This window comes from Phormidium sp. CCY1219, assembly GCF_055795085.1.
On record NZ_JAYFEQ010000858.1, the window covers coordinates 29,943 to 52,336 of the forward strand.

Below are 22,394 nucleotides of genomic sequence, written 5' to 3' on the forward strand. Positions count from 1 at the left end.
GCTCTGCCCGGAGTGGAGGAATTGCCCAATCAGTGCAATTGAGATGCCAGTGAGTCCCTAGGGCGGGGTTGCGATTTGCTCATTCAGCCCTTGAAGCTCAATCAAACGAGTGGATCTGGCGAGCGAATTTGCTGCTGGCAGATGCATCTTTAATCTTTTAACGATAGCAAGATTAATTGAATTCGGCAAGCATTGGAGAATCGGATCTGGGGGAAAGCCGGATCCCGAAGGAGCAGCATGAGGCGGAAGGGGAAATGGAAGGAGTCATCATCAAAGGGAAACAATTGTCCCAGCGATCGCCAATGGTCATCAATTCTTGACAAATCAATGCTTGACACAGAGGCGTGCCTGGGGGCACAGATGCCCGAGGGTAAGCTTGTGCGAGGTGGGCGATCGCCGCGACTCAGGGATTCGTTTTGGGACTGCGAGAAACCTGTGGAGAGACAAGAGAGAGATGGATCCGGCAAGAATCGGCGACCCTGGAGAATGGAACATGGATGCATCCCACGGGTTGCGAGGGTTGAGTAATCGGCCAAAAATGGTAGGCGATCGGGGGTTGAGGGCATAGGGGTGGATGGGAACAGACGCCAGGATTTTCGCTCCAATTTTTGCGAGTGCGAGGGGTGGTGTTCTCACAGGGGGGCGAGTGGAGGTTATACTGATTTGAAATTTGAGATTCTAAAGTTGAGACAGAAAAATCCGCTGGTGAGGATCCTTCGAGGGATGGAAGGGGAATTGGAGGGCGAGGCACGCAAGATTAAGTTTTGGTGACATACAAAAGCTAAAAGGCATGAAAATAGCCCCCGATCGCGAGAATCGGGAGGCGCGATATTTGCGATCGATGGAGCGCTAACAATATTCCCTAGCGATCGCGCGATTGTGGCCATCGATGTTCTGAAGCTTTTGCCAAAACCCGGATAAATGTTATGGGTAATCTATGCCGAAGTTGAAATGGCGATCGCACTCCCGTGGCGGTTTTGACCGAGCGATCGACAACAGAAGCCTTCAGCGAGATTTAGACATTGCCTTGTTGTTCGAGAGAAAAATTATTAACTACATAATATTTTACGCCTTGGCAAGCAGGGGGGAAGGGGAAAAGCCGGAAACAAGGCGATCGCATCTAGCGAATCATTGATGCGAAACGCCTTATTTAATTCTATCTGGATAAGGAAGGCGGTTATGGAAGCAACCTGCAATCCTCACAGCGCTGAACGGAGGGTCATTTACCTATCGATCGCCGAGGAACTTCTCTGATTCGGGGAAAACTTTCCCACCGATCGAGCTAGGGTGGCTCATGTAGATTGCATTGAGTTAACTCGTGCTTTTATGGATGCCAGAGGCGCATGAAAACGGTGGTTTTTACCGCAGCAGTGAAACGCTACGGACAACAAACCGAGGCGATCGAGGAGAACTGACAGCAAGATTTATCATCAGATGCATTGGCTGTCAGCCCCAGGCACAAGTAATGACAAACCACCTGGAGGTGCTTTGTCGGATTTGGCTGATTTGACAGCGGCTACATATCAGAGAATAGAGGTCTTTTAAGCCGCCCGAGTGCGGTGCTTTACCCAGTAAAGGCGGGTTGTGTCCTGAAGATTTAACGCCAGGACCGATTGAGTGGACTCCACTTTAATTAAACCGCCGCCCAGGAGAAAGATTTCGGTACCGTTGCATCCGCGATCGCGAATGAAGGCTGAGGAGATTTGGCAATGATTGAATCTCAATCATTGCCATCATCTACCGAATTCATATCCTTTCTGGCGCTAGCTGAAATTAGGCTGAGTGACGCCTATGGTAGCCGTCAAGGGATAAGCCGTGGAAATTTAAGAAACTTCTGATTCTTTATCGACTTGTCGCAGATGAATGTGTTTGCGACCCAGGGAAATTTCAAATTCATCTCCCGGTTCGAGATCCATCTGCTTGGTATAAGCCGCGCCAATCAGCAAGTTCCCATTGGACTGAACGCTGATCCGATAGCTAGCGCTGCGTCCCCCGCGCCCTTGGCCATTTTGCTTGCCGTCGAGTTCGATACCCTCGGCATCAATCAGGGCGTTGAGGAATTTCATCATATTGACGCGCTCTACACCATTTTTGGTAACGGTGTAGTAGCCGCACTCTCTGGCTTTTTCTTCTTTGCTAAGGTGTTCTAGCTCTTTGACTTTTTTGAGGAGGTCTTCACCAACTAAGGGTTCCATCTTTTTCTTTTTACTCATCGACTTACAACATCTGCCACGAACAGTAGGTCTATCAGGTTCTATTTTAGCGGACTTTTGCTAGAAATAAGAACGTTTTGCTGGCAGTCACCTTATTAAACTATATTACACGAATCGAGTGAAACGACCACAGATTTTTAGCAAAACTTGTTGGAATTGTTAGCTTGACAATCGAGCCAAAATGGTGAATGGCAAGGCATTCAAGGGTTGCAGGGATTTCAGACACTGCACTGAGGGGTGGAACTGACTTAAACCTCTATGGGGATAGGCATGGGTGAAGGGTGAATCTTGACAGAAAGATGAGGATTGCCCGATCGCATCCGGCGAGGAGGAAGGCGATGCGGAGAAAAAATTTTGACCCCTGCTGACTTAACAGCAAGAGTTAGTGCTCGAAGATGGTGGTGGATGCGAGTGGGGGGTGAGTTAATCGAGGGGGGTAAGCGAACTTCTGCGCGCAGGAAGTGACGGGCAACGGGAATTGCCAGTAGGCAGATGTTGGCGATCGCTTCTGCCTTGTGGAATCACTTGAGCCAGAAAGCTTATGCACAGTTAAGCCACTGCTTTTCATTCAGACCGAGTCCTTAATAATCCTGCCAGATTGGCCACGTCTGAGTCAGCCAGCCCCATTAGTTTCCATTGGTACTGTAGCATTGCTGAGTGTTCTTCTATTTATCTGTAACCACATGCAACACGGCGATCGGAAGCGCTGCATCGATCGGGTCTTTCTCGATAACACTGCCTTTTGGTGTAGGCACAGTGAAAATAGCAACCCTCACCCATCTAGTGGGTCAAATAGCCACATAAGCCACAGGGCTGCTTATCGAGGTAAAGAAAGCGTACCTCCGGGGCAATGCGAGTGCATTTTTAGAGAGATTTCCCGTAGAGGGGAAAGGATGCCTTCGTTTAAATAGAGATTATTCTCCCCGGGAGGGGGGATTAAAATAGAACCCCTAGTCTCCCCACACCGGGCATGGGTAACACACAGCGGTAAATAGATGATATCATCGGTTCGGACAGGCTTTCTATTCGAGTCGAAAAAAAACCGAGAGAAAAAATGCCAGAGGGCGGGAAAGATTCCCCCCATAGATAAAGGGAACTCCCCGATCGCAGTATGGGCGCAAAGCGCTAGTGGGGCGGGGGTTGACCCATAAGGTTTCCCGCCACTTTTGGTGGAGGGAGATTGCCGCTTGGGTAGAGATATTCGTAACCCTTGACAGAACAGTTACTCCTCTAGATATGCCGCATCGATGGAGTTAAATCCGGGAGTGGTACGGCACAGGATTATCCAGTTGCCAGACACCTCAAAACTCTTGCGAGTCGATTTTAGAAGCAGCGATCTTGCCGATTGCAGCACAAGATAGAGATGGAGGGGACAACGATCGCCCGCTTCCGGGTGGGTAAAGTTTAGCCGATAGAATCTATAGAATCGATTGCCGGACAAGCGCAAACAATCCCGTCACAGTATTTTACTCGCGAGTGCATTACATTAGATGTCGATCCGTGTCAAGCCACTCCAGAGAAAACTTACTTATTTTGTGGTATAGTAAACCTCTCCTAGGTTCCCACGGCAGAACCGAACAATTTAAAATAAAGCCAACCAACGAATCAGCGCTAATAATATAGAACGGCCCCCAGTTGATGGCGCACAGTTTCGAGGCATTGTTATTTCCCAGGGGGGAGATCGCATCAAGTCAAAGGCAGCCCGGGAAGGAGAGGCGATCGGGATAATTTCGGTTGCGATCCGCTGGGTGTGGCAGAAAATTGGGGGAGAGATGACTGGTGGAAATCCAGCTTGGCTTGCCGTCAATTTAACCGAATCAACACTGAAATTTCAACTGGAATCGACCTGTGGTTATTTTAGCGATCGCCGCGACGATTGATTATCTGATTGGAGACCCGTGGAATTGGCCCCATCCGGTGCAGTGGATCGGGTGGGCAATTTCTAGCTACACGCAATGGGTCTTAAAGTGGTGTAAAACCCCCCTACCGCGTCGAATTGCTGGCATCATACTCGGCATCGGAACGATCGCCGGCACCGGGTTAGTCAGCAGTTTAATCATCGCGGGAGCCTACCAATTTCATTGGGGAATCGGCATAGTAGTGGAAAGCGTTCTGCTTGCCAGTTGTTTTGCCGGTCGAAGTTTAAAAACAGCGGCGTCAGAAGTATTAGCCCCCCTCAATGAAGGCGATTTAAAAACCGCTCGAGAAAAATTAAGTCTTTATGTAGGCAGAGATACAGAAAATTTATCCAAAGCAGAAATCCTGCGCGCCGTACTAGAAACCGTGACCGAAAATGCGGTAGATGGCGTTACCGGCCCGCTATTTTATGCGATCGCCGGTGCGGCATTGCCCCATGTCGGGCCGGTTCCATTCGCACTAGCCTACAAAGCTGCCAGTACATTAGACTCAATGGTAGGTTATCGCGAAGAACCCTATGCAGATTTAGGATGGTTTAGCGCCAAAGTTGAAGACCGGTTAACTTGGTTCCCATGCCGACTCACCGTCATTACATTAGGACTAATCGGCGGATGTTTACCACAAGTGTGGACAATTTGTCAACGAGATGCCACCCGCGATCCCAGTCCGAATGCGGGTTGGAGCGAGTGCGCGTATGCAGTGATTCTCGGCGTCCAACTCGGCGGCACCAACTATTATCGCGGCGTGCCCAAACCCAAACCCCTGTTAAATACTCCCGATAATCCGATCGCGCCAGAGAGCATCCATCGCGCCACTCAACTCACGCGGACTTGTTTTCTCATCTGGTTGGGGATTGCTCTAACATGTGGTTTAATCGGCGATCTCCTCATAGGAGGTTAACCCCTGAGAAACTGCTGCGATCGCGAACCAATCCATCTCCCGCCCCTCTCCAGATATTCCCGCCCGGTGAATCCGGGGGCATGGCCATCGGAGAATCCGGCGAGTCAGAGTTGGCCTGCGATCGCGATCCTGGGGATTGGATACCCCAGACAATCCAGAGATTGCACAAGCGGTAGTATAGTGTGGCGTGAGGCATGGGGAAGCGAGAAAAGGGCATCCAACCGTGCAATCGGAAATGGAGACCCACCGACGCGCCTAGGGCACGCACAATGCTCGGGCACCCCCAGGAAAGCACTGCCCCTACCCACCAACAGGCAATCCCAACGGGGCGATCGCCGATAAATTCTCCCAATCGGGACAAAACCTATCCCATCTGACACCTTACCCATGCCGATGCGCTTATGACTTCCAAAGTAGTCGAAATTCTCTGTGCCGAAGAGTTCCGTCGCACCTTAACCCGATTAGCCTCGCAAATTGTCGAACGCTCTGGCGATTTGTCACAACTGGTGCTAATCGGAATTTATACTCGCGGCGTCCCCCTCGCCCACCTACTGGCGGCGCAGATTGAAATGCTCGAACAAGTTCGAGTCCCCGTGGGTGCCTTAGACATTACCTTTTATCGAGATGACCTAGATAAAATAGGCATGCGGACCCCCGCGAAAACCGAAATCCCCTTTGATTTCACCGGCAAAATCGTCGTCTTGGTGGACGATGTAATCTTCAAAGGGCGAACTATCCGTGCCGCGCTCAATGCGATTAACGATTATGGAAGACCCGCCGCCATCCGATTAGCGGTTTTGGTGGATCGCGGGCACCGAGACGTGCCGATCCATCCGGATTTTACCGGCAAAACCCTGCCCACCTCGAGCGAGGAACAAGTGAAAGTTTACCTGCAAGATGTGGACAACCGGGATGCGGTGGAATTGATTAAAGTGTTAGAAGAGACCCCCTAGGGGGTGGGTGTGGGGTGGAAGAAAGCGGACGGGAGACCTTCTGACGCGAATGGGTTGCGAATGAGTCAATAATTTGCGAGGAAGGTTTCTACCCGCCACTGAACTGATGCCCTAGCCAATTGTACTGCGATCGTGGGACAGTATCCCTATTCGAAAAATTGTGTAACTTAGCTTGTGTCTCAAATGCCAATCGAGAACTCCTCTACTGATGCTGCCCAAACCCAGTCTCGCAAAGCGGATCACATTCGGGTTTGTCTGGAAGAAGACGTGCAATTTCGCGCCCAAACCACCGGGTTGGAACGCTATCGGTTCGAGCATTGTTGTTTACCCGAACTCGATCGCCGCGACATTGACGTAAGCGCAACATTTTTGGGCAAAACCCTCGGCGCACCCCTGCTGATTTCTTCCATGACGGGGGGAACCGATCGCGCCTGGACTATCAATCGTCGATTGGCTGAAGTTGCGGGGCATTACAAAATTGCAATGGGGGTAGGGTCCCAACGGGTAGCGGTGGAAAAACCGGAAGTGGCGAATACCTTTGCGGTGCGATCGCTCGCTCCCGATATCCCCTTATTTGCCAACTTAGGGGCCGTACAGCTTAACTACAGCTACGGAGTCGAGGAATGTCAGCGAATCATCGACATCCTGGAAGCCAACGCCCTGATTTTGCATCTCAACCCCCTGCAAGAGTCCGTGCAAACCGGCGGCGATACCAATTTCAAAGGATTGCTTGACAAAATCAGCAAACTGTGCTATGCATTGCCCGTGCCGGTGATTGCCAAAGAAGTCGGCAACGGCATCTCCGGGAAAATGGCGCAAAAACTCATCGATGCAGGTGTCAGCGCGATCGACGTGGCGGGGGCGGGGGGCACCTCTTGGGCAAAAGTCGAGGGACAACGCGGTAAAGACCCGCGACAGCGCCGCTTAGGGGCGACCTTTGCCGATTGGGGTTTGCCCACCGCCGAGTGCATCACCTCAGTGCGCGCCGTGGCACCGGAGATTCCCTTAATTGCCTCGGGGGGATTGCGAAACGGGCTGGATGTGGCCAAAGCGATCGCCCTCGGCGCCGATATCGCCGGCTTAGCTTGGCCTTTCCTCCAAGCCGCATCGGAATCCCTCGAAGCCCTGCATGCTTTAGCAGAAGCATTAATCGCCGAAATCGCCACCGTCTTATTTTGCACCGGACAAGCCACCCTGGCAGATCTGAAAGCCTCGGATGCTTTAGTCCCCCTCCAAGCGGCAAAACCATTACCATAGTAGATAGACCCGATCGCGACGGTAGATCCGTCAAGACAAAACAACGTTAAACGAATCAACGCTTTCGGTCTAGGCACAGATAGCTTTACGTGATTGAAACATGCGTGATTTTTTCAAATACACTTTTGCCAGCGTGGTAGGTACAGTGGTGGGGTTGGGCGTTCTCGCCGGGATGGGAATCGGCGGCTTGCTGATGTTAATTGGCATGGCAGCATCTTCCGCCCGAGATGCGGATCCGAAGGTGGAAGACCAATCCATGCTGGTGCTGGATATGTCCCTGAACATTACCGATGCCAAACCCACTTCGACTACTGCACAAGCCTTATCCGACGCCCTCTCGGATCGCGATCGCCCCGATAGCATCGATCTGCGAAGCGTCCTAGAAAGTATCGAGGCGGCGAGGAAGGACGAGCGGATTGTGGGCATCTACCTGCATGGCAGCTCTAGGGGCACCAGTAACGGCTTTGCTACCCTCAAAGAAGTTCGCAAAGCGATGGAAAGCTTCCGCGAATCGGGCAAAACGATTGTCGCCTATGACCAAGATTGGTCCGAGCGCGAATATTACCTCGGCTCAGTTGCCGAAACCCTGTTTCTCAATCCGTTGGGGGTGATGGAACTTAATGGTTTGAGTTCGGAAACCACCTTTTTGGCCGGTGGATTGGAAAAATACGGCATTGGCGTTCAGGTGACGCGGGCGGGCAAGTATAAATCCGCCGTCGAGCCATTCTTGCTGACCGAAAGTTCTCCCGAAAGTCGCGAACAAACCGCAAAACTCTTGGGCGATATTTGGGGGGATTTTCTCACCACGGTGAGTGAGGCGGGGTCTTTGAATCCCCAGCAGTTGCAACAAGTGGTAGACACGGAAGGAATTTTGATTGCGGCTGAGGCTCGAGACAAGGAATTGGTCGATCGCCTCGCTTATTTTGATGAAGTGGTGGCGCATCTGAAAGAGTTGACCGACAGCGAGGAAGATGACCGCACATTTCGGCAAATTAGTCTGCAACGCTACGCTGCAGTGGCTCAGACAGACAGGGAGACGAACAATGCCGCAAACAACCAAGTTGCCATTGTCTACGCGGAAGGTGAAATTGTCGATGGGCCGGGAAGCGTGACTCAGGTGGGGGGCGATCGCCTCGCCAAACAACTGCGTCAGTTGCGCCAAGATGAGGATGTAAAAGCGGTGGTCCTGCGCGTGAATAGTCCGGGAGGGTCTGCTACCGCCTCGGAGGTGATTCAGCGCGAGGTACGCCTGATGCGCGAGGTCAAACCGATCGTGGTTTCGATGGGAAATATTGCCGCTTCTGGGGGGTATTGGATTTCTACCTCGGCGTCTAAGATTTTTGCCCAACCGAATACCATTACTGGCTCGATTGGCGTGTTTGGCTTGCTGCTGAACGTGCAAGAACTGGGCAATAATAATGGCATTACCTGGGATGTGGTGAAAACCGGTCGCTATGCGGATTTGGGTACGATTACTCGCCCGAAAACCCCGGAAGAACTGGCGATCGCCCAGCAAGTTGTCGATCGCATTTACCAGCGCTTCTTAACCATTGTCTCCGAGTCTCGCAATCTCTCCAGAGAACGGGTAAACCAAATTGCCCAAGGACGAGTCTGGTCCGGTGAAGAAGCCAAACGCATCGCCTTAGTCGATGAGCTTGGCGGTCTCGAAGATGCCCTGAATACCGCCGCAGAACTGGCAGAACTCGGCGACAACTGGAAGGTGAAAGATTATACCGAACGGCGCAGCTTCGAGCAACTGCTGCTCGAAAAATTGAGCGGCTCTCGCTTCGTGGGGGAAGCGACTCCCACCACCCGCCTCGATCCGCTGACGGCACAATTGCAAAACCTTTATCAAGACTTGGCCATTTTGCGAAACTTAAATGACCCGGTTGGAGCCTATGCTCGCATTCCGTTTACATTCCGCATTCGGTAAGGTTGCTCGCGCGATCGCTCTCGGGTGAAAAAGGGAGGATTGCATCGTATTTGCATACCAAGACTCGATTTTTCACCCTTGAGAGTTCAAGCTAATTTTGTAGGCACAACGGCGATCGCCTTGAATAATATGCTCGCTTCGTTCCACATAAACCTGTGGTCCGAACAGGGTTTTAAACACCTCGAGTTCCGAGCGACAAAATTGCCCGCAGGCGATCGCCGCCCCCCGAATCGGGCAGTGGTTTTCTACCAGTAGCCAACTCCCATCGCTCTGGAAGATCGCCTCTGCCATATACCCTTCTTCACTTCGGATCTGAGCCAGTTTGGTCACGATTTGCCCCAGGCGAGTTTCTTGGGATACTTCGCTCTCCTCCTCTCCCGGTGCGGCGCTGACTTGCTGTTGGTAGCTTTGGATCTGGTGGTGAGTGCGCTCTGCTAAAACTCGTTCCAGTGCGTCTTTTCCAAACAGCGTCTCGAAGTTTTTCAGGAAGTCTACCATCAAGTCCTGATGCGTGTCGGGAAATAAGGGCGTCGATGCTGGCGTTAACTGCCATAGTTTCACCGGTCGCCCAATGGGACGTCTTTGTTCTTGATAGCTGACTAAGCCATCTGCGAGTAGTGCTTGTAAATGCTGACGCACCGCCATTGGGGAAACCTGTAGCTGCTCTGCTAGCTCGGTGGCACTCTGCCCTCCTTGCATTTTTAACAGGTATAGGATGCGATCTTTCGCTTTTTGTTTTTCCTCCATTTCTTCAGAAAAATAGGGTTCTCGACGACACAGGGGAATGGATCGGGATTTATTTACGGGTTTTTTTATGTTGCTGGCTTTTGCTTCAGTGGGCTGCATCTTTGTTCGGGTTTGAGTAAAAATAACAGTATTGGCTCCCATGCCCCGCTCGCTAGGGGATTTTTCCCGCGAGGGTATTGGGAGCGCCTCGCAAAGTCTCTCGTGTCTATTGTAGGCAAAGATAAATTTTTTAATGCCCCGGTTTAATTGCACTGGCGTGGAGTCGGCTGAACGGTGCTGTTGAAAATGATGAAAAAGGTAAGCCCGCTTTCCGATCGAGGCGATCGCCTCGGGGGAACACCCTAACATTTACCGGAAAACTCCTCCTTTGTCCCGTCAACAGTCTCTCCCGAAATTGGGGGGTTGACCTTGGCGATCGCTCAGGCGGTAAACTCATTCGATTGGCGAGTCGGTAAAATATCTGCACCCTCAGCTTGATTGCGGATCCACTTAACCCACTCCGAGGGCGCGATCGTGACTTCATATTTTAAACCGAATTGATTGAAGTGTGGGCGCATTTGGCGATCGTCACTCCTCTCAACAGCGCTTTATTCGTCAAGCTCACCCCCGACTCCTTCGCGCTCTACTCAGAATGCCCTCAATTGGTTACAAAATTAACTTTTTGAGTCCCCAGAGGCTTCCCCCTCATGGCAACATCCACTGGATTTCTCCTCGAAATCAGCACTGGATGGTGAAAAATTTATTTTTCTGCTTAATTTTTCTTTAGCCAATCTGTCATAAAATACCGGGTTTTTAAGCAAGGGTGCAAACCTTTGCAATCGCATTTATTGGGGGGGGGAGGCGGTAGCTCTGGAGGAACGTTCCCCCCAGGGGTAACGACTTCAACGAGTTCAACCAGTTAACGAGTTAAAACCTGCAAATTATTTTGCATAAGTGCTTAATTATTATTGGTGATACCTGCATTTTTTATCCTGTTTTTTAATATAAAAAACTCTCGTTTTTACTTAAGTAAATATAGTATTATCCTCAAACAGCCTGGATTTTTAAACCGAGTATTTTTCTGAGTTTTTCAAAAAACAATCAGACAATTAATTATTGGAGCCAAACCCTGCACTGCCGCATCCCGCAGCGTGCGATCGCTGGTGGGGGGTGAGTTGCTAGGATAAGGGTATCTGCGCCTCGTCAGCCACTTTGCCTGTTCTCCCACCGAGCGATCGCATTGCTCAATTTGTTCTCTTAAAAAAGGTAAATTCGGCCTTTTTCATCCAAATAAAACCCGCGATCGATGCGATCGCCGGTTCGTGCAGAACGGATGGCAACAGTTACATTATTACGGAAAGAGTCAATCTCGAAGTGCAACTCAACCTCGCTCAACTCCACCGGTGCATTAATCAAAACATTAAGAGTGCGAGATATATCGTTTTCGGCATTTGGATCGATGAAAAAGCTACCCAAAGTAATGCGCTCTCCCACACCTAAGACTCGTATAGGACCTTCGGCAGTATCATATTCCAGAGGAATCCCCGTATTATTAAGCAGGGTAATATCGATGGGACGATTAACATTCACATCCTCTGCCGGTTGCCAGAACCCGGGTTGGTAACCGCCATCTTCACTGGGTTGAGAAGAAACGAAACTGGGGGTCAAGACGCTAAGGGCGGTGAGTAGCGCAGCCGTGGCAATGATTCTAAACTTCATCGAATGTAACTCCAAGCTAAAAAAATGTTGAGCGTGTTGTCGGATAGATTCGAGGGTGGTGAGGAATGAAAGAACTATTTGCCCAAGATAACTCACGCATCACCAACGAGTCAATAGGCTGTTGGTCATTAAAACAGGGAGTTAATCTGGAGGTGGAGCCTGCTGAGCGCCCTGGCGCGAGGCTGGGAACGAGTGGGGACGGTAATGGGATGGTTCTAAAATCTCCCGAGAGAACCACCGCCTGTAAGCAGATGGGAATGCTTTGTGCCGAGGTTAGAGGGGTATTTTTAGGGTTAAAAACCGGGAGAAGACTGAGAAAAAACCGGGTTGGCGCGAACCAACCCGGTTTTGATGCAGAAAGTTAGGTTGATTTATTTCCAATCTTCCCAAGAATTATTAAAAATGGAAGTATTGGGGAAAGAAATGGGATTGCCATTTTGCACCAGGCGTTTTTGGAGCAATTCTAACGCGGGTTCGCGCTGGGGAAGGTCGTCTACCAACTGATAAGGAAGGAGGCCCTTTTCTAAGGCAAATGCGGCGGTGGTGCCGGCTGCAGCACCGGCAGACCATTCGAAAGAATGGACCCGATAAGCAGCGGCGGCGATATGGCTGGTGGCAATACTTTTGCCGGCGACTAAGAGATTATCAATGCGCTGTGGAATCAGGGCGCGCAGGGGAATTTGGAAGGGATAGGCGGTACCGGCACCGCGTCGTTCGCCTTCTCGTTCGGTATTGCCCGGGGTTTCTGGGGGAGAGAGGGTCATGCAGGGGTGGAAATCAATGGCGTAGTGGGCAATTCCCACAGAATCGGGGTAAATTGTGGAACGCGATCGCCGAGGCATATTGTCCAGATCCGGCTTTTCGCGAATAATCTCCACGGTTTCCAAACCGCCCAAGGATTCCCACAAGCGGCGATATTCTTCTGGGAGTAAATTGAGGCGATAAAAGTCTTCGCTGTAGTCAGCGCGAGAAATATCAATTTCCCATACGGTAAATCCATCGGGATGGCCCCAACCGGGACGCCCGATAATCCGGCGTCCTTCGCGCATATAGGGATATTTGGACAAGCCATGCGCGGTTCCCATTGGGGAATCCAAACCAGAGAGATAGCGATGATTGGGATGGGGTTGTTTGACGCCTTCTCCCAATTGGGAATCGGTGGTTCCGCGAACTAACCAATAGAAAAAGCCTTTAGCATGTTCTTCACCGGCTTGCAGGGTAGCGGTTCGCAGTCCTCCCATCCAGCCTCCGGGTTCTAGCTGCCCGGTTTCGATTAATTGCTGGCGGGTATAAATCAAGTTATCTTCCGGGTTTCCGGGGCGATAGTCGTTGCCCCAAGTCCAGTTTTGCATGGAGATATCCCCGGGATGGATGGGATACTCTCTGGGGTTAGAGGGGAGATTTTTCTCGTATTTAGCACTCCAGATGCGACGGTAGGTGTACACCAAGGTAAAGTTAGCGAGGCGCTCGAGTTCGTAGCTGTAGTAGGGGGCGTAGCGATCGTAGAAGGGAGGTTTGACGTGCGGTTGGGGGTCCTCCGTGGCTTGCATAGCGAAGGTGTAGGTAAACCCTTGGGTGCAGTAAGGGTCATTAGTGGTGCTGGAGGAGGAGGGTTCGAATGGCGATCGCGGATCGATACCGAGGCGATAGGGAACGTCGGCGAGGGCGATGATTTCCCCGGTTTCCGTGGCATCCACCACATACCAATCGGCGGGGCGATCGCCCGGTGAGGAAGTGTCTGTAGCTTCGGGTTGGCGCAGGGGGACAAAGCGAATGATGGTTTTCTCAAACCGAGGGGAATCTTGGTAACGATAGGCGTCTTCGATGGTTTGGGAGAGAGGTTCGGTGTTGAGGGGGGGCGTTCCGGGTGCGGGTTGGTGTTGGATGGCGATCGCGCTTTGAATTTGCTCGCCGCCATTGGAACCGCGAGCAATTTCCAACTCCTTAATGACGGTGTTGGGATACCATTTCAAGGTTCCTTTGCCTTTTTTGGCGGCTTTTTGCAGTTCCTCGAACAGTAGTTGGTGACCGTCTTCGGGCAAAAAGCACGATTCACTGACCCAACATTGACCGGGATTGAGGCGATTGTATTCCTCTTTGATGAGCGATCGAAATTCCAAATAGCCGCGCGGGTAAAATAGCAGGCGTCTTTGGGTAGGTCGTTCGTCCAGTGCGGAGGTGCCTTGGGAGGAGATCTGACCTCCCACCCAATCGGTAATTTCGCTCATGCAGACTGTGCGACCGGCAAGCAAGGCTTCGTAGGCGGTGGCGGCCCCGGCGAGTCCACCGCCGACAACGAGAATTTCGCAGGATTCTTCTTTCTCTGGGGGTCGCGGCGGTGTTGCTTCGGATATCGAGGTTGCCAGTCCAATGGAAATCAGGCTCAGGCAAAGGCTGAAGGCAGATTTGCCGCCACAGAGACCTTGAACTGAGCGCTGTAGGAATCGCTGCACTTGACGCTGCATAGGAGTTGTTGGATATTTTGGCTTTGGGTGTATGGATTATGCCACCGAACCTGGCTGGCTGTATCAAAAGCTACAGGTGGCTAATTGTTCATTACTGACTATACGAGGGTCGAGTAAAATATTCAGGTCAATCCGCTGGGTCTTCGCGCCTCTACTGAGGGGGAAAGGCAGGGGTTGCGAGGAGAAAAGCGGCTGCTCTGAAGGGGCGATCGCGCCCGGGTGGCTTAGTTAGGATGACTTTAGAAGCAAGACGGAGTGACGTACACTAAACTAGAGTGGGCAATGTCTCCCTTGATTGCTCAGGGTCAGTACAGTCTCCCTCCGCTTATTTTAGTTCCTTTAACAAGAACTGAAACGGCAGGTATTCATGTCGTCCGAAGCGCTTACTTTTCCCGAGGGATTCTGTTGTCCCCCAGAGGTTATCGAAATCTGTTCTCATTATCTGCCTCCCGTCATTTTTATCCCCACTGCTTGCGCGATACTGCCATAAATTTTCTTTGCCCACAGGTTCGACACTGCACTTAACTCTGGAAAAGTAGACAATGCACTTGCCATCCAATCACTCTTTTTTACAACATTCCTCTACAAAAAAAGCCCGATCGCCGGGATTTTCCGCTGCTGAAGGAAAGGGCGATCGCGACCAATTCTATGCCAGTTTGCTCGGTCACATTCCGGGGGCGGTTTACCGCTGTGTCTGCTGCGATTCTAGCTGGTTTCTTGAATACATCAGCCAGGGCATTGAGGACATTTCCGGCTATCCCGCCACCGAGTTTGTCAATGCGCCGGTGAGCCATTTTAAAACTCTCGTTCATCCCGACGATCGCGCCAGTACACAACAGGCAGTTCAACAAGCAATTGCCCAACAAACTCCCTATTGTATTGATTACCGAATTCGCCGCGCTGACGGTCAGATTTCCTGGGTGCGGGAAAAAGGAAAAGCCATTTTTGATTCTTTCGGGCATATTTCCTCCCTGGATGGAATCGTCTTGGACCTCGGGGATATGGTTCCCGATCGCCCCACCAATTCTTCATCGATTTTCTCTCCCCTACCTGCTTCTATCCAGTTAGATATCTTAGAAAATATCACCGATGGTTTTTTGTCTTTAGACAAAAACTGCCAGTTAACTTATCTCAATCATCGGGGAGAACAGTTGCTCGGACAAAGCCGCAACGAGCTGTTGGGTAAAAATTTGATACATGAGTTGGATTCGCCGACAGTAGAGAATTTTTTCGGGGAACTGGCGGGCGCTTTGACTCGACAAAAGCCCGTTACGTTTGAAGCGTGCTACTCCTATGAGCAAAGGTGGTTGGAGGTGCGCGGTTTTCCTCATTCTGAGGGAATTTGGGTGTTTTTGCGCGATATTACCGAACGCAAAGAAGCATTGGCAAATCGCCGTCATCGGGATGGATTATACCGCACGCTAATTAAAAATTATCCGAACGGGTCGGTTTTGTTATTTGACAAAGCGTTGCGCTATACCGTGGCAGCAGGAAAGGAATTAGAAACGTTAGGGTTTTCCAAATCGGCGATCGAAGGCAAGACGCTTTGGGAGGTATTTTCTGAGGAGCATTGTCAGATTTTAGAGCCACTTTATCGCGGGGCACTGGTTGGAGAAGCGAAGGTGACTGAACTTGCCTATGGCGATCGCATTTATTTAGTGCATATTCTGCCGGTGAAAAACGAAACGGGGGCGGTGTTTGCGGGAATGGTGATGACGCAAAATATCACCGAGTGCAAAATCGCGGAAGCGGAAAATCGCCGCTTAATTGCATCGTTACAAGAAAGCGAAGCAAAAACGCGATCGATGGCTTCTCTGTTGGCAGAAGCACAAAAACTCGCTCATGTGGGATGCTGGGAATTTGATGTCACCACGGAAGCGATTACTTGGTCTGATGAAGTATTCCGGATTTTTGGTTTGGATACCACGCAAGAACCGCCAAGTTATGGTGAATATTTGGCCAGAATTCATCCGGAAGACCGGGCGGTTTCGGAAGAAGCGATCGCGCGATCGCTTCGCAAAGGACAGCCTTATGAGTTGGAGCAAAGAATCGTACAACCTTCTGGGTCAATTCGCTATTTATCGGCAAATGGAGAACCGATTTTTAATGAACAAGGTCAGGTGATTAAGCTTTTAGGCAGTATGTTGGATATCACCGATCGCCACTTGGCACAGGAAGCATTGCGTCAGTCGGAAACTCAACTGGAACTCCGGGCAAAAGAATTAGAAGCAATGGTCCACAAACTTCAGCACACCCAGTCTCAATTAATTCAAACCGAACGGATGTCCGGATTGGGGCAAATGGTGGCTGGAATTGCCCATGAAGTCAATAATCCCGTGAGCTTTATTTATGGCAATATCGTTCATGCTAATTCTTATATCGAAGATTTGGTTCATTTGGTGAATCTCTACCAAGAATACTACCCGCAACCCGTTCCGGAAATCGCTGAGGAAATTGACGCGATTGATTTGGAATTTTTGTTTGAAGATTTACCCAAACTGCTAAAATCGATGAAGTCTGGGGCGGAACGAATCCGGGAAATCGTGCGATCGCTGCGGAATTTCTCCCGTCTCGATGAAGCCGAAATTAAGCCGGTGAACATCCACGAAGGCATTGACAGCACTCTGCTGATTTTGCAAAATCGCTTGCGGGGCAATGAGGGGGACAATGGTGGTAAAACTCCCAGCATTGAGGTGATTAAGGAGTATGGCGATTTGCCGCCAGTGGATTGTTATCCGGGTCAGCTCAATCAAGTGTTTCTCAATATTATCAATAATGCGATCGACGCTTTGCAACGCAAAAATCCGCCGCGAATCATTCGGATTCACACCCGGGTCATCGAGGCTTCGGAAGTGAAACTCCCGGCGGATTCCCAACAGACTGGCGAGGAGGAATCTACTGGCGATCGCCACAGAGAATGGGTGGAAATTCGCATTGTGGATAATGGCCCCGGTATCCCGGAGGAAGTTCGACAAAAAATGTTTGACCCCTTCTTTACCACGAAACCTGTGGGAACGGGAACTGGGGTGGGATTGTCAATTAGCTATCAAATTGTAGTGGAAAAACATAAAGGTCGTTTGACATGCTTTTCCGAACCGGGACAAGACACGCAATTGCTCATTCAATTACCCCGGCATCAGGAGTATTGCGAACCGGCGTTGTTTGAGTCTTAACCTTTCGAGGGAAGGGTAAAAAATAGAGCTATTTCAGCTCTATTTTTTTCAGGACTTTGAGGATAAACCAACAAACTAAAGCACTGATTAATCCGAGTTCCCAGAATCCACAGCTAATGATGACTCCCAAGGCGGCGGTGACCCAAATGGCTGCAGCGGTGGTGAGTCCTTGAATGGTTTGGTCGCGCAAAATGGTTCCCGCACCGATAAAACTGACTCCGGAGATGATTCCTTGGATAATTCGGGTAAATGCATCGGCGCTTTGCACGGCTAAACCAAGCTGGATGGGCAGGATGGCAAATAGCGCCGCACCAAAGCTGACGAGCATATAGGTTCTTAAGCCGGCAGGTTTGTTTTGACTTTGCCGTTCTAAGCCGATCGCGGCTCCGACCAATAAGGACAATGATAAGCGAAACAGCAGGGTGAGGGCATCAATGGGAGCAATGGAGGGCGGAGTTGACAATTTCTCTGGGTTCGGCTGGAGGGTGCAATTTTTTAGCGTACAGGCGCTGCTGGGGTCGTCTCTGATACGGAATCCGTCTGGCACAGGGAGCGAGACCCGAGGCTATGCCGATTTCGACCAGCTTAAATTTTTATGCAGACATTTGACAACTGGCTGGGGTATGAGCGATCGCGATGCTGGATGGTCTCCGGCTGGATCCGCGATCGGGGTCTTCCCTGACTCGGGCGATCGCCCCGTTTTCTATAAATTTTTCTTATGATGTTAGAATTTCTACCTTTCGGGGGTGAAACCATTGCAAAACTCGTGCATAGCTGGAGAAAACTTCTCTCTCCTAGTTGTTGCCACAGAGGAAGGTTTCACACTGTAAGGTCTTTACAGGGTTCTGTTGGAAGTGTTCTAGGGGTGAAGTTCCATTGGAGGATTTTGTGGAAAAATTTCGCCTAACTCATCAGTTTTACTTATAAAAAAGTTAAGTATTCCTTTGGGTAGAGGCTTGATAAGGCTCTGTGGGGGAACAATAATATAAAGTCTTTTAATGATTAGTTCGAGCCTAAGCAAAAATATGGAATCTGTTGCATCTAAAACTGGCAAGCGCGTTCTGTGCTACTTTGCCAACCCCACGAGTAATATTGTAATTCTTAGAAGCGGTCATCAAAAATCTCAAAATTTTGAGCGAATTGTGTTTCCTGGAGAACGGCTTTTTTTTGAGGCAAGTTCTCGGGATAGTTTAGAGGTCTATCAGTCTGGCTCTTCCGGGTTGGATTTGGTGGAAACCATGAGGTGCGATCGCTTGCAAGTGAATGCCGATCGTCATTCACCGCAAAAGCTTGCGGCTTAATAAGCGGTGAAATTTGGCTGATTAGAAGCTATTTGCCCTGCAAATTTCAGCGATCGCCACCGTTCCAGAACTGAAAAGAATTTTTCTGTAAACTGCAGCGATCGCTACATTTTTTCCTGCCATATTCTCTCCACCAAGCGACACAGAGGCGAGGGTTTTCCGCACCGCGATCGCGCGATCGCTCCGAATTAAAAATTACCAATTAATAATATCGAATTTCTCCGGGGCACAGAGCCATTTCCGACGCAAAAACTATCGATCGCGAAGGAGATAACTGGAAAAGCAATGTTCCCATTGTTGTTTCCCCTGAAGGGATGGCTTGGGATTTCCAGGATAAATCCCTAAATCTACGGATAGCTTTATATTTTTTTAACCTTTAAGATATCATCGAGAGGGATATCTGGATCTCTTTGGGGATGGAGATGCGCCCAACTGAGTGTGACGCCAGAGTGCCCTGCACTGGGCGGTACAAAAAGGGCGATCGCGTCCCAACTGCGAAACCCCTAAGGAACCAGATTCTCTCCTGGAGTCCGTGCTGACGAATCCAGTGCCCTCACCAATGGGCGATCGCCGTCTAAGCAGACTCGAAGAATTTAGTCTAGCCGATAAAAATGGTATCAGAAAGCCTTACCTCTGCCAATCCCATCGCCACTTCTGCCCTTTCCACCGCAGATGAACTGCAACGATCGCTCGCCCTTTTGCGAGCCACTTTTGAATCCACTGCGGATGGCATTGTTGCGGTCGATCGCGAGGGTCGCATTACCCACTATAATCGAAAATTTGTCGAAATGTGGGAGATTCCGGAGGGATTAATGGAAAGTCGCGACTTTCCCCCTATTTTAGCATTTATTCTGGAACAATTACAGAATCCAGAAAAATTTTGTCGGCAAATTAAAGCTTTATCTGAAAATACTAATATCGACTATCATACGGTGTTAGAATTCCGCGATGGTCGAGTCTTTGAATATCATTCTCTCCCCTCAAAGGTGGGGCAAGAAATTGTGGGTCGCGTGTGGAATTTTAGCGATATCACCGAGCGCAAGCACTCCGAAGAGCAACTCTGCTCTTCCCTGAAAGAACTCACGGATTTTAAATGTGCTTTAGATCGCTCGGCGATTGTTGCTATTACCGATGCCCGAGGGATTATTACCTATATCAACGACAAGTTTTGCGAACTGTCGCAATATGAGCGAGAAGAATTGATTGGCAAAGACCATCGCGTGATTAATTCCGGCTATCACTCTCGAGAGTTTTTCAAAAATCTCTGGGGTACCATTGCTCAGGGAAAAGTCTGGAAAGGGGAAATCAAAAATAAAGCCAAAGATGGTAGTGATTATTGGGTAGATACCACCATCGTTCCGTTTTTGGATGAAAACGGGAAACCCTTTCAATATTTGGCGATTCGGTTTGATATTACCCAGCGCAAAGAAACCGAATCCGCCTTGCGGCGATCGCAGAAGCAATTACAAGCGCAAACCGAACAACTCAAAAAAACATTAGGCGACTTAAAACGCACCCAAGCGCAACTGGTTCACAGCGAAAAAATGTCCAGTCTCGGTCAATTGGTGGCTGGGGTTGCCCATGAAATTAACAATCCCGTCAGCTTCATCTATGGCAATCTTTCCCACGCGACGTTGTACATGGAAGAACTGCTGCATTTGCTGCAACTTTACCGAGAGCATTATCCCACTCCCGTTCCCGCGATTCAAGAAGCAGCGGAAGAAATCGAAATTGAGTTTTTGATGCAAGATGTACCGAGTCTGCTGGATTCGATGAAACTTGGGGCAGAAAGAATTCGCAACATCGTGCGATCGCTTCGCAACTTCTCGCGACTCGATGAGGCACAAATGAAGTCGGTCAATCTGCACGAAGGGATAGAAAGCACTCTACTCGTTTTGCAAAATCGCCTGAAAGCAATTCCCGGACGTCCAATTGAAATTATCAAAAACTATGGAAATATACCAGAAATAGAATGTTATGCAGGGCAGCTCAATCAAGTGTTTATGAATCTGCTCAGTAATGCGATCGATGCTTTGGAAAACCAACCGGAACCGCGACGGATATCAATTAAAACTGAAGTGGCGATCGACCCCCCGCAAAATCTGGAATTACCCAACTCCCCCACGTCATCCGCAGGGACAAACTCACAACCTTTCGTGGCGATTGAAATTGCAGACAACGGGCCGGGAATTTCTCCGGCAGATTTGCAACGCTTGTTCGATCCATTTTTTACCACAAAACCCGTGGGAAAAGGCACAGGTTTGGGATTAGCCATTAGCTACCAAATCGTAGTAGAGAAACATGGCGGACGACTCAAATGCGATTCCGAACCCGGACGAGGGGCCGCGTTTACTATCGAAATTCCCCTAACCCAGAATACTCACTAATTACCTCAGTTCAACTGTGGAAGATAGTCATTGGTCATTTGTCCTTTGTTCTTTGGCGTTTGTTCTTTGGTATTTGTGGAAGTACCAATGACCAACAACCTGTTACCACATGACCAATGACCAATGACCAATGACCAATGACCAATAGCCAATGACCAATGACAGGAGAAAGCTGGTGTAACAGTTCCGTTGAGGGATTAGAATAAAATGGAGATAGAGAAGAGCGTTTAAAGGAAAGGAAGCTAGCCGTGGATCCGGAAAGACAACAACAAATAATGGGCTATTTTATCGAGGAAGCGAAAGAACACCTCGATACGCTAGAAACCGGACTGCTAGATTTACAGTCCATTGTCAGCGACCAAGAACGAGTCAACGAGCTTTTTCGTGCGGCGCACTCGGTGAAAGGGGGTGCGGCGATGTTAGGTTTTGGGAGCATTCAAAAAACGGCTCACCGCTTAGAGGATTCATTTAAAGTGCTCAAAGAGCAACCGGTTACAGTTGACGAAAAATTAGAAACTTTATTTCTCAAAGGGTTCGATACCTTAAAAGACCTACTGGAAAAGCTGCAAGGCCCTTATGGAATCAGAGATGAAGACGCCGATCGCCTAGTGTCCGAGTCCGAGCCAGTATTTAAGGAATTGCAAGACTATCTCGACAGCCTAACTGGAGGGGGAGGAGGTGGAGAAACCGGGGCGAAAGGGGAAGCGCAACCGAGCAAAGATCTGCCTAGGGAAACCATTGCCACCCTCCAACAAATGTTAAAGTTATTCAAACAACAAGCAGATGCAGAAAACCGCAAACGGCTGGGAGTGTTGTGCAACCATCTAGCGGAAATGGGGTCAGAGATGGAGAATTGGCAAAACCTGGTCAACACCGCATCCAAAGCGATCGCCAATCCGAAGAACTCCTATGAAACCTTAGCGCCGGTGGTGATCAAAGAACTGAAATACGCCAGTGACTTCGTAGCGGTGGGCAAACCCGACACGACCCCGCCGAGTCCGGTATTGCTAGAATTGGCGGGAATGCCAGCCACCGAAGCGGGGGTGAACTTAGGAGCCAATGAATTTATCCTAGAATCCGACCCGAAAGCGGCGGCCAAAAAGCTGATCGAGATGTTCGATAAAAAACAGCTTACCCAACTGACAAAAATATTAGTCAAAGAGGTAAAATCCGGCAAATAAGATAACGCCACGAAAGCAGGACGAGAGCGCGGGAAAGGGGCGATGAGCGCCACTCCTGCGCCTTTGAACTCGCGGGGGTGCAGGCGATCGCTTCTGGCGCTTTAGAGAGGGGCGATCGCGCCACAGCAGTTGAGGGGTTTAAATAGAAACCTGCAAGAATTAGCGTAAGAATTAGGCACGTGCTACGAACCAAGGTGACGTACTCCCGACGCCGACCGCTTAGGCGGTACGGCGCGGGCTTCTGGGCCGAGACCTTTGAGATCTGGGTT

19 protein-coding genes are annotated in these 22,394 nt (G+C 49.9%); 10 read left to right on the top strand and 9 right to left on the bottom strand.

What is annotated here, in order from left to right; genetic code table 11:
* Window positions 1-176 precede the first annotated feature (176 nt).
* The gene (locus tag AC0QH1_RS27735) at window positions 177-320 is read left to right on the top strand and encodes a hypothetical protein (protein WP_324634676.1); all 144 of its coding nucleotides are present in this window, start codon (window positions 177-179) and stop codon (window positions 318-320) included.
* Between the two features lie 617 nt (window positions 321-937).
* A complete protein-coding gene (locus AC0QH1_RS27740) occupies window positions 938-1,135 on the top strand; it encodes a hypothetical protein (protein WP_324634677.1) in 198 nt (65 codons plus the stop codon).
* A 406-nt stretch (window positions 1,136-1,541) separates the two neighbouring features.
* Here AC0QH1_RS27740 and AC0QH1_RS27745 read toward each other — a convergent pair whose 3' ends face one another.
* Both AC0QH1_RS27745 and AC0QH1_RS27750 read right to left on the bottom strand, forming a co-directional pair.
* On the bottom strand, window positions 1,542-1,724 hold the full coding sequence (locus AC0QH1_RS27745) for a hypothetical protein (RefSeq protein WP_324634678.1): 183 nt from the start codon (window positions 1,722-1,724) through the stop codon (window positions 1,542-1,544).
* A 99-nt stretch (window positions 1,725-1,823) separates the two neighbouring features.
* A complete protein-coding gene (locus tag AC0QH1_RS27750; RefSeq protein WP_324634679.1) occupies window positions 1,824-2,213 on the bottom strand; it encodes an AbrB family transcriptional regulator in 390 nt (129 codons plus the stop codon).
* Window positions 2,214-4,061: 1,848 nt separating this feature from the next.
* Between AC0QH1_RS27750 and cbiB the strand changes: the two genes are divergently transcribed.
* Window positions 4,062-5,030, top strand: a complete 969-nt coding sequence (cbiB, locus tag AC0QH1_RS27755) for an adenosylcobinamide-phosphate synthase CbiB (RefSeq protein ID WP_324634680.1) — start codon at window positions 4,062-4,064, stop codon at window positions 5,028-5,030.
* On the opposite strand, the gene AC0QH1_RS27760 is transcribed toward cbiB, so the two are convergent.
* On the bottom strand, window positions 5,017-5,391 hold the full coding sequence (locus tag AC0QH1_RS27760) for a hypothetical protein (protein WP_324634681.1): 375 nt from the start codon (window positions 5,389-5,391) through the stop codon (window positions 5,017-5,019). The two genes, cbiB and AC0QH1_RS27760, sit on opposite strands and share 14 nt — an antisense overlap.
* 40 nt (window positions 5,392-5,431) lie before the next feature.
* On the opposite strand from AC0QH1_RS27760, the gene pyrR reads away from it, so the two are divergent.
* From pyrR to sppA, 3 genes are all read left to right on the top strand, one after another.
* A complete protein-coding gene (gene pyrR, locus AC0QH1_RS27765) occupies window positions 5,432-5,983 on the top strand; it encodes a bifunctional pyr operon transcriptional regulator/uracil phosphoribosyltransferase PyrR (RefSeq protein ID WP_324634682.1) in 552 nt (183 codons plus the stop codon).
* A 183-nt stretch (window positions 5,984-6,166) separates the two neighbouring features.
* Window positions 6,167-7,240, top strand: a complete 1,074-nt coding sequence (gene fni, locus AC0QH1_RS27770; protein ID WP_324634697.1) for a type 2 isopentenyl-diphosphate Delta-isomerase — start codon at window positions 6,167-6,169, stop codon at window positions 7,238-7,240.
* A gap of 100 nt (window positions 7,241-7,340) precedes the next feature.
* Window positions 7,341-9,173 (top strand): signal peptide peptidase SppA, encoded by a 1,833-nt coding sequence (gene sppA, locus AC0QH1_RS27775; RefSeq protein ID WP_324634683.1) that lies wholly within the window; start codon window positions 7,341-7,343, stop codon window positions 9,171-9,173.
* Window positions 9,174-9,245: 72 nt separating this feature from the next.
* Here the strand turns inward: sppA and AC0QH1_RS27780 are convergent, their stop codons facing one another.
* The 4 genes from AC0QH1_RS27780 to AC0QH1_RS27795 all read right to left on the bottom strand — a co-directional run bounded on the left by AC0QH1_RS27780 (window position 9,246) and on the right by AC0QH1_RS27795 (window position 14,083).
* Window positions 9,246-10,019: a helix-turn-helix transcriptional regulator gene (locus AC0QH1_RS27780; RefSeq protein WP_324634684.1), complete on the bottom strand. Its 774-nt coding sequence runs from the start codon at window positions 10,017-10,019 to the stop codon at window positions 9,246-9,248.
* Window positions 10,020-10,339: 320 nt separating this feature from the next.
* On the bottom strand, window positions 10,340-10,477 hold the full coding sequence (locus AC0QH1_RS27785) for a hypothetical protein (protein ID WP_324634685.1): 138 nt from the start codon (window positions 10,475-10,477) through the stop codon (window positions 10,340-10,342).
* A gap of 679 nt (window positions 10,478-11,156) precedes the next feature.
* Complete coding sequence (locus tag AC0QH1_RS27790) at window positions 11,157-11,618, bottom strand: hypothetical protein (RefSeq protein ID WP_324634686.1); 462 nt, start codon at window positions 11,616-11,618, stop codon at window positions 11,157-11,159.
* A gap of 371 nt (window positions 11,619-11,989) precedes the next feature.
* A complete protein-coding gene (locus tag AC0QH1_RS27795; protein WP_324634687.1) occupies window positions 11,990-14,083 on the bottom strand; it encodes an FAD-dependent oxidoreductase in 2,094 nt (697 codons plus the stop codon).
* Window positions 14,084-14,625: 542 nt separating this feature from the next.
* On the opposite strand from AC0QH1_RS27795, the gene AC0QH1_RS27800 reads away from it, so the two are divergent.
* On the top strand, window positions 14,626-17,256 hold the full coding sequence (locus AC0QH1_RS27800; protein WP_324634688.1) for a PAS domain-containing sensor histidine kinase: 2,631 nt from the start codon (window positions 14,626-14,628) through the stop codon (window positions 17,254-17,256).
* 28 nt (window positions 17,257-17,284) lie between these two features.
* On the opposite strand, the gene AC0QH1_RS27805 is transcribed toward AC0QH1_RS27800, so the two are convergent.
* The gene (locus AC0QH1_RS27805) at window positions 17,285-17,719 is read right to left on the bottom strand and encodes an MgtC/SapB family protein (RefSeq protein ID WP_324634689.1); all 435 of its coding nucleotides are present in this window, start codon (window positions 17,717-17,719) and stop codon (window positions 17,285-17,287) included.
* A gap of 562 nt (window positions 17,720-18,281) precedes the next feature.
* On the opposite strand from AC0QH1_RS27805, the gene AC0QH1_RS27810 reads away from it, so the two are divergent.
* Window positions 18,282-18,557, top strand: a complete 276-nt coding sequence (locus tag AC0QH1_RS27810) for a DUF1830 domain-containing protein (protein WP_324634690.1) — start codon at window positions 18,282-18,284, stop codon at window positions 18,555-18,557.
* Window positions 18,558-18,603: 46 nt separating this feature from the next.
* On the opposite strand, the gene AC0QH1_RS27815 is transcribed toward AC0QH1_RS27810, so the two are convergent.
* The gene (locus tag AC0QH1_RS27815) at window positions 18,604-18,759 is read right to left on the bottom strand and encodes a hypothetical protein (RefSeq protein ID WP_324634691.1); all 156 of its coding nucleotides are present in this window, start codon (window positions 18,757-18,759) and stop codon (window positions 18,604-18,606) included.
* Window positions 18,760-19,168: 409 nt separating this feature from the next.
* On the opposite strand from AC0QH1_RS27815, the gene AC0QH1_RS27820 reads away from it, so the two are divergent.
* Window positions 19,169-20,944, top strand: coding sequence for a PAS domain-containing sensor histidine kinase (locus tag AC0QH1_RS27820; RefSeq protein WP_324634692.1), 1,776 nt, complete (start codon window positions 19,169-19,171; stop codon window positions 20,942-20,944).
* A gap of 248 nt (window positions 20,945-21,192) precedes the next feature.
* The gene (locus tag AC0QH1_RS27825; RefSeq protein ID WP_324634693.1) at window positions 21,193-22,125 is read left to right on the top strand and encodes an Hpt domain-containing protein; all 933 of its coding nucleotides are present in this window, start codon (window positions 21,193-21,195) and stop codon (window positions 22,123-22,125) included.
* Window positions 22,126-22,394 lie beyond the last annotated feature (269 nt).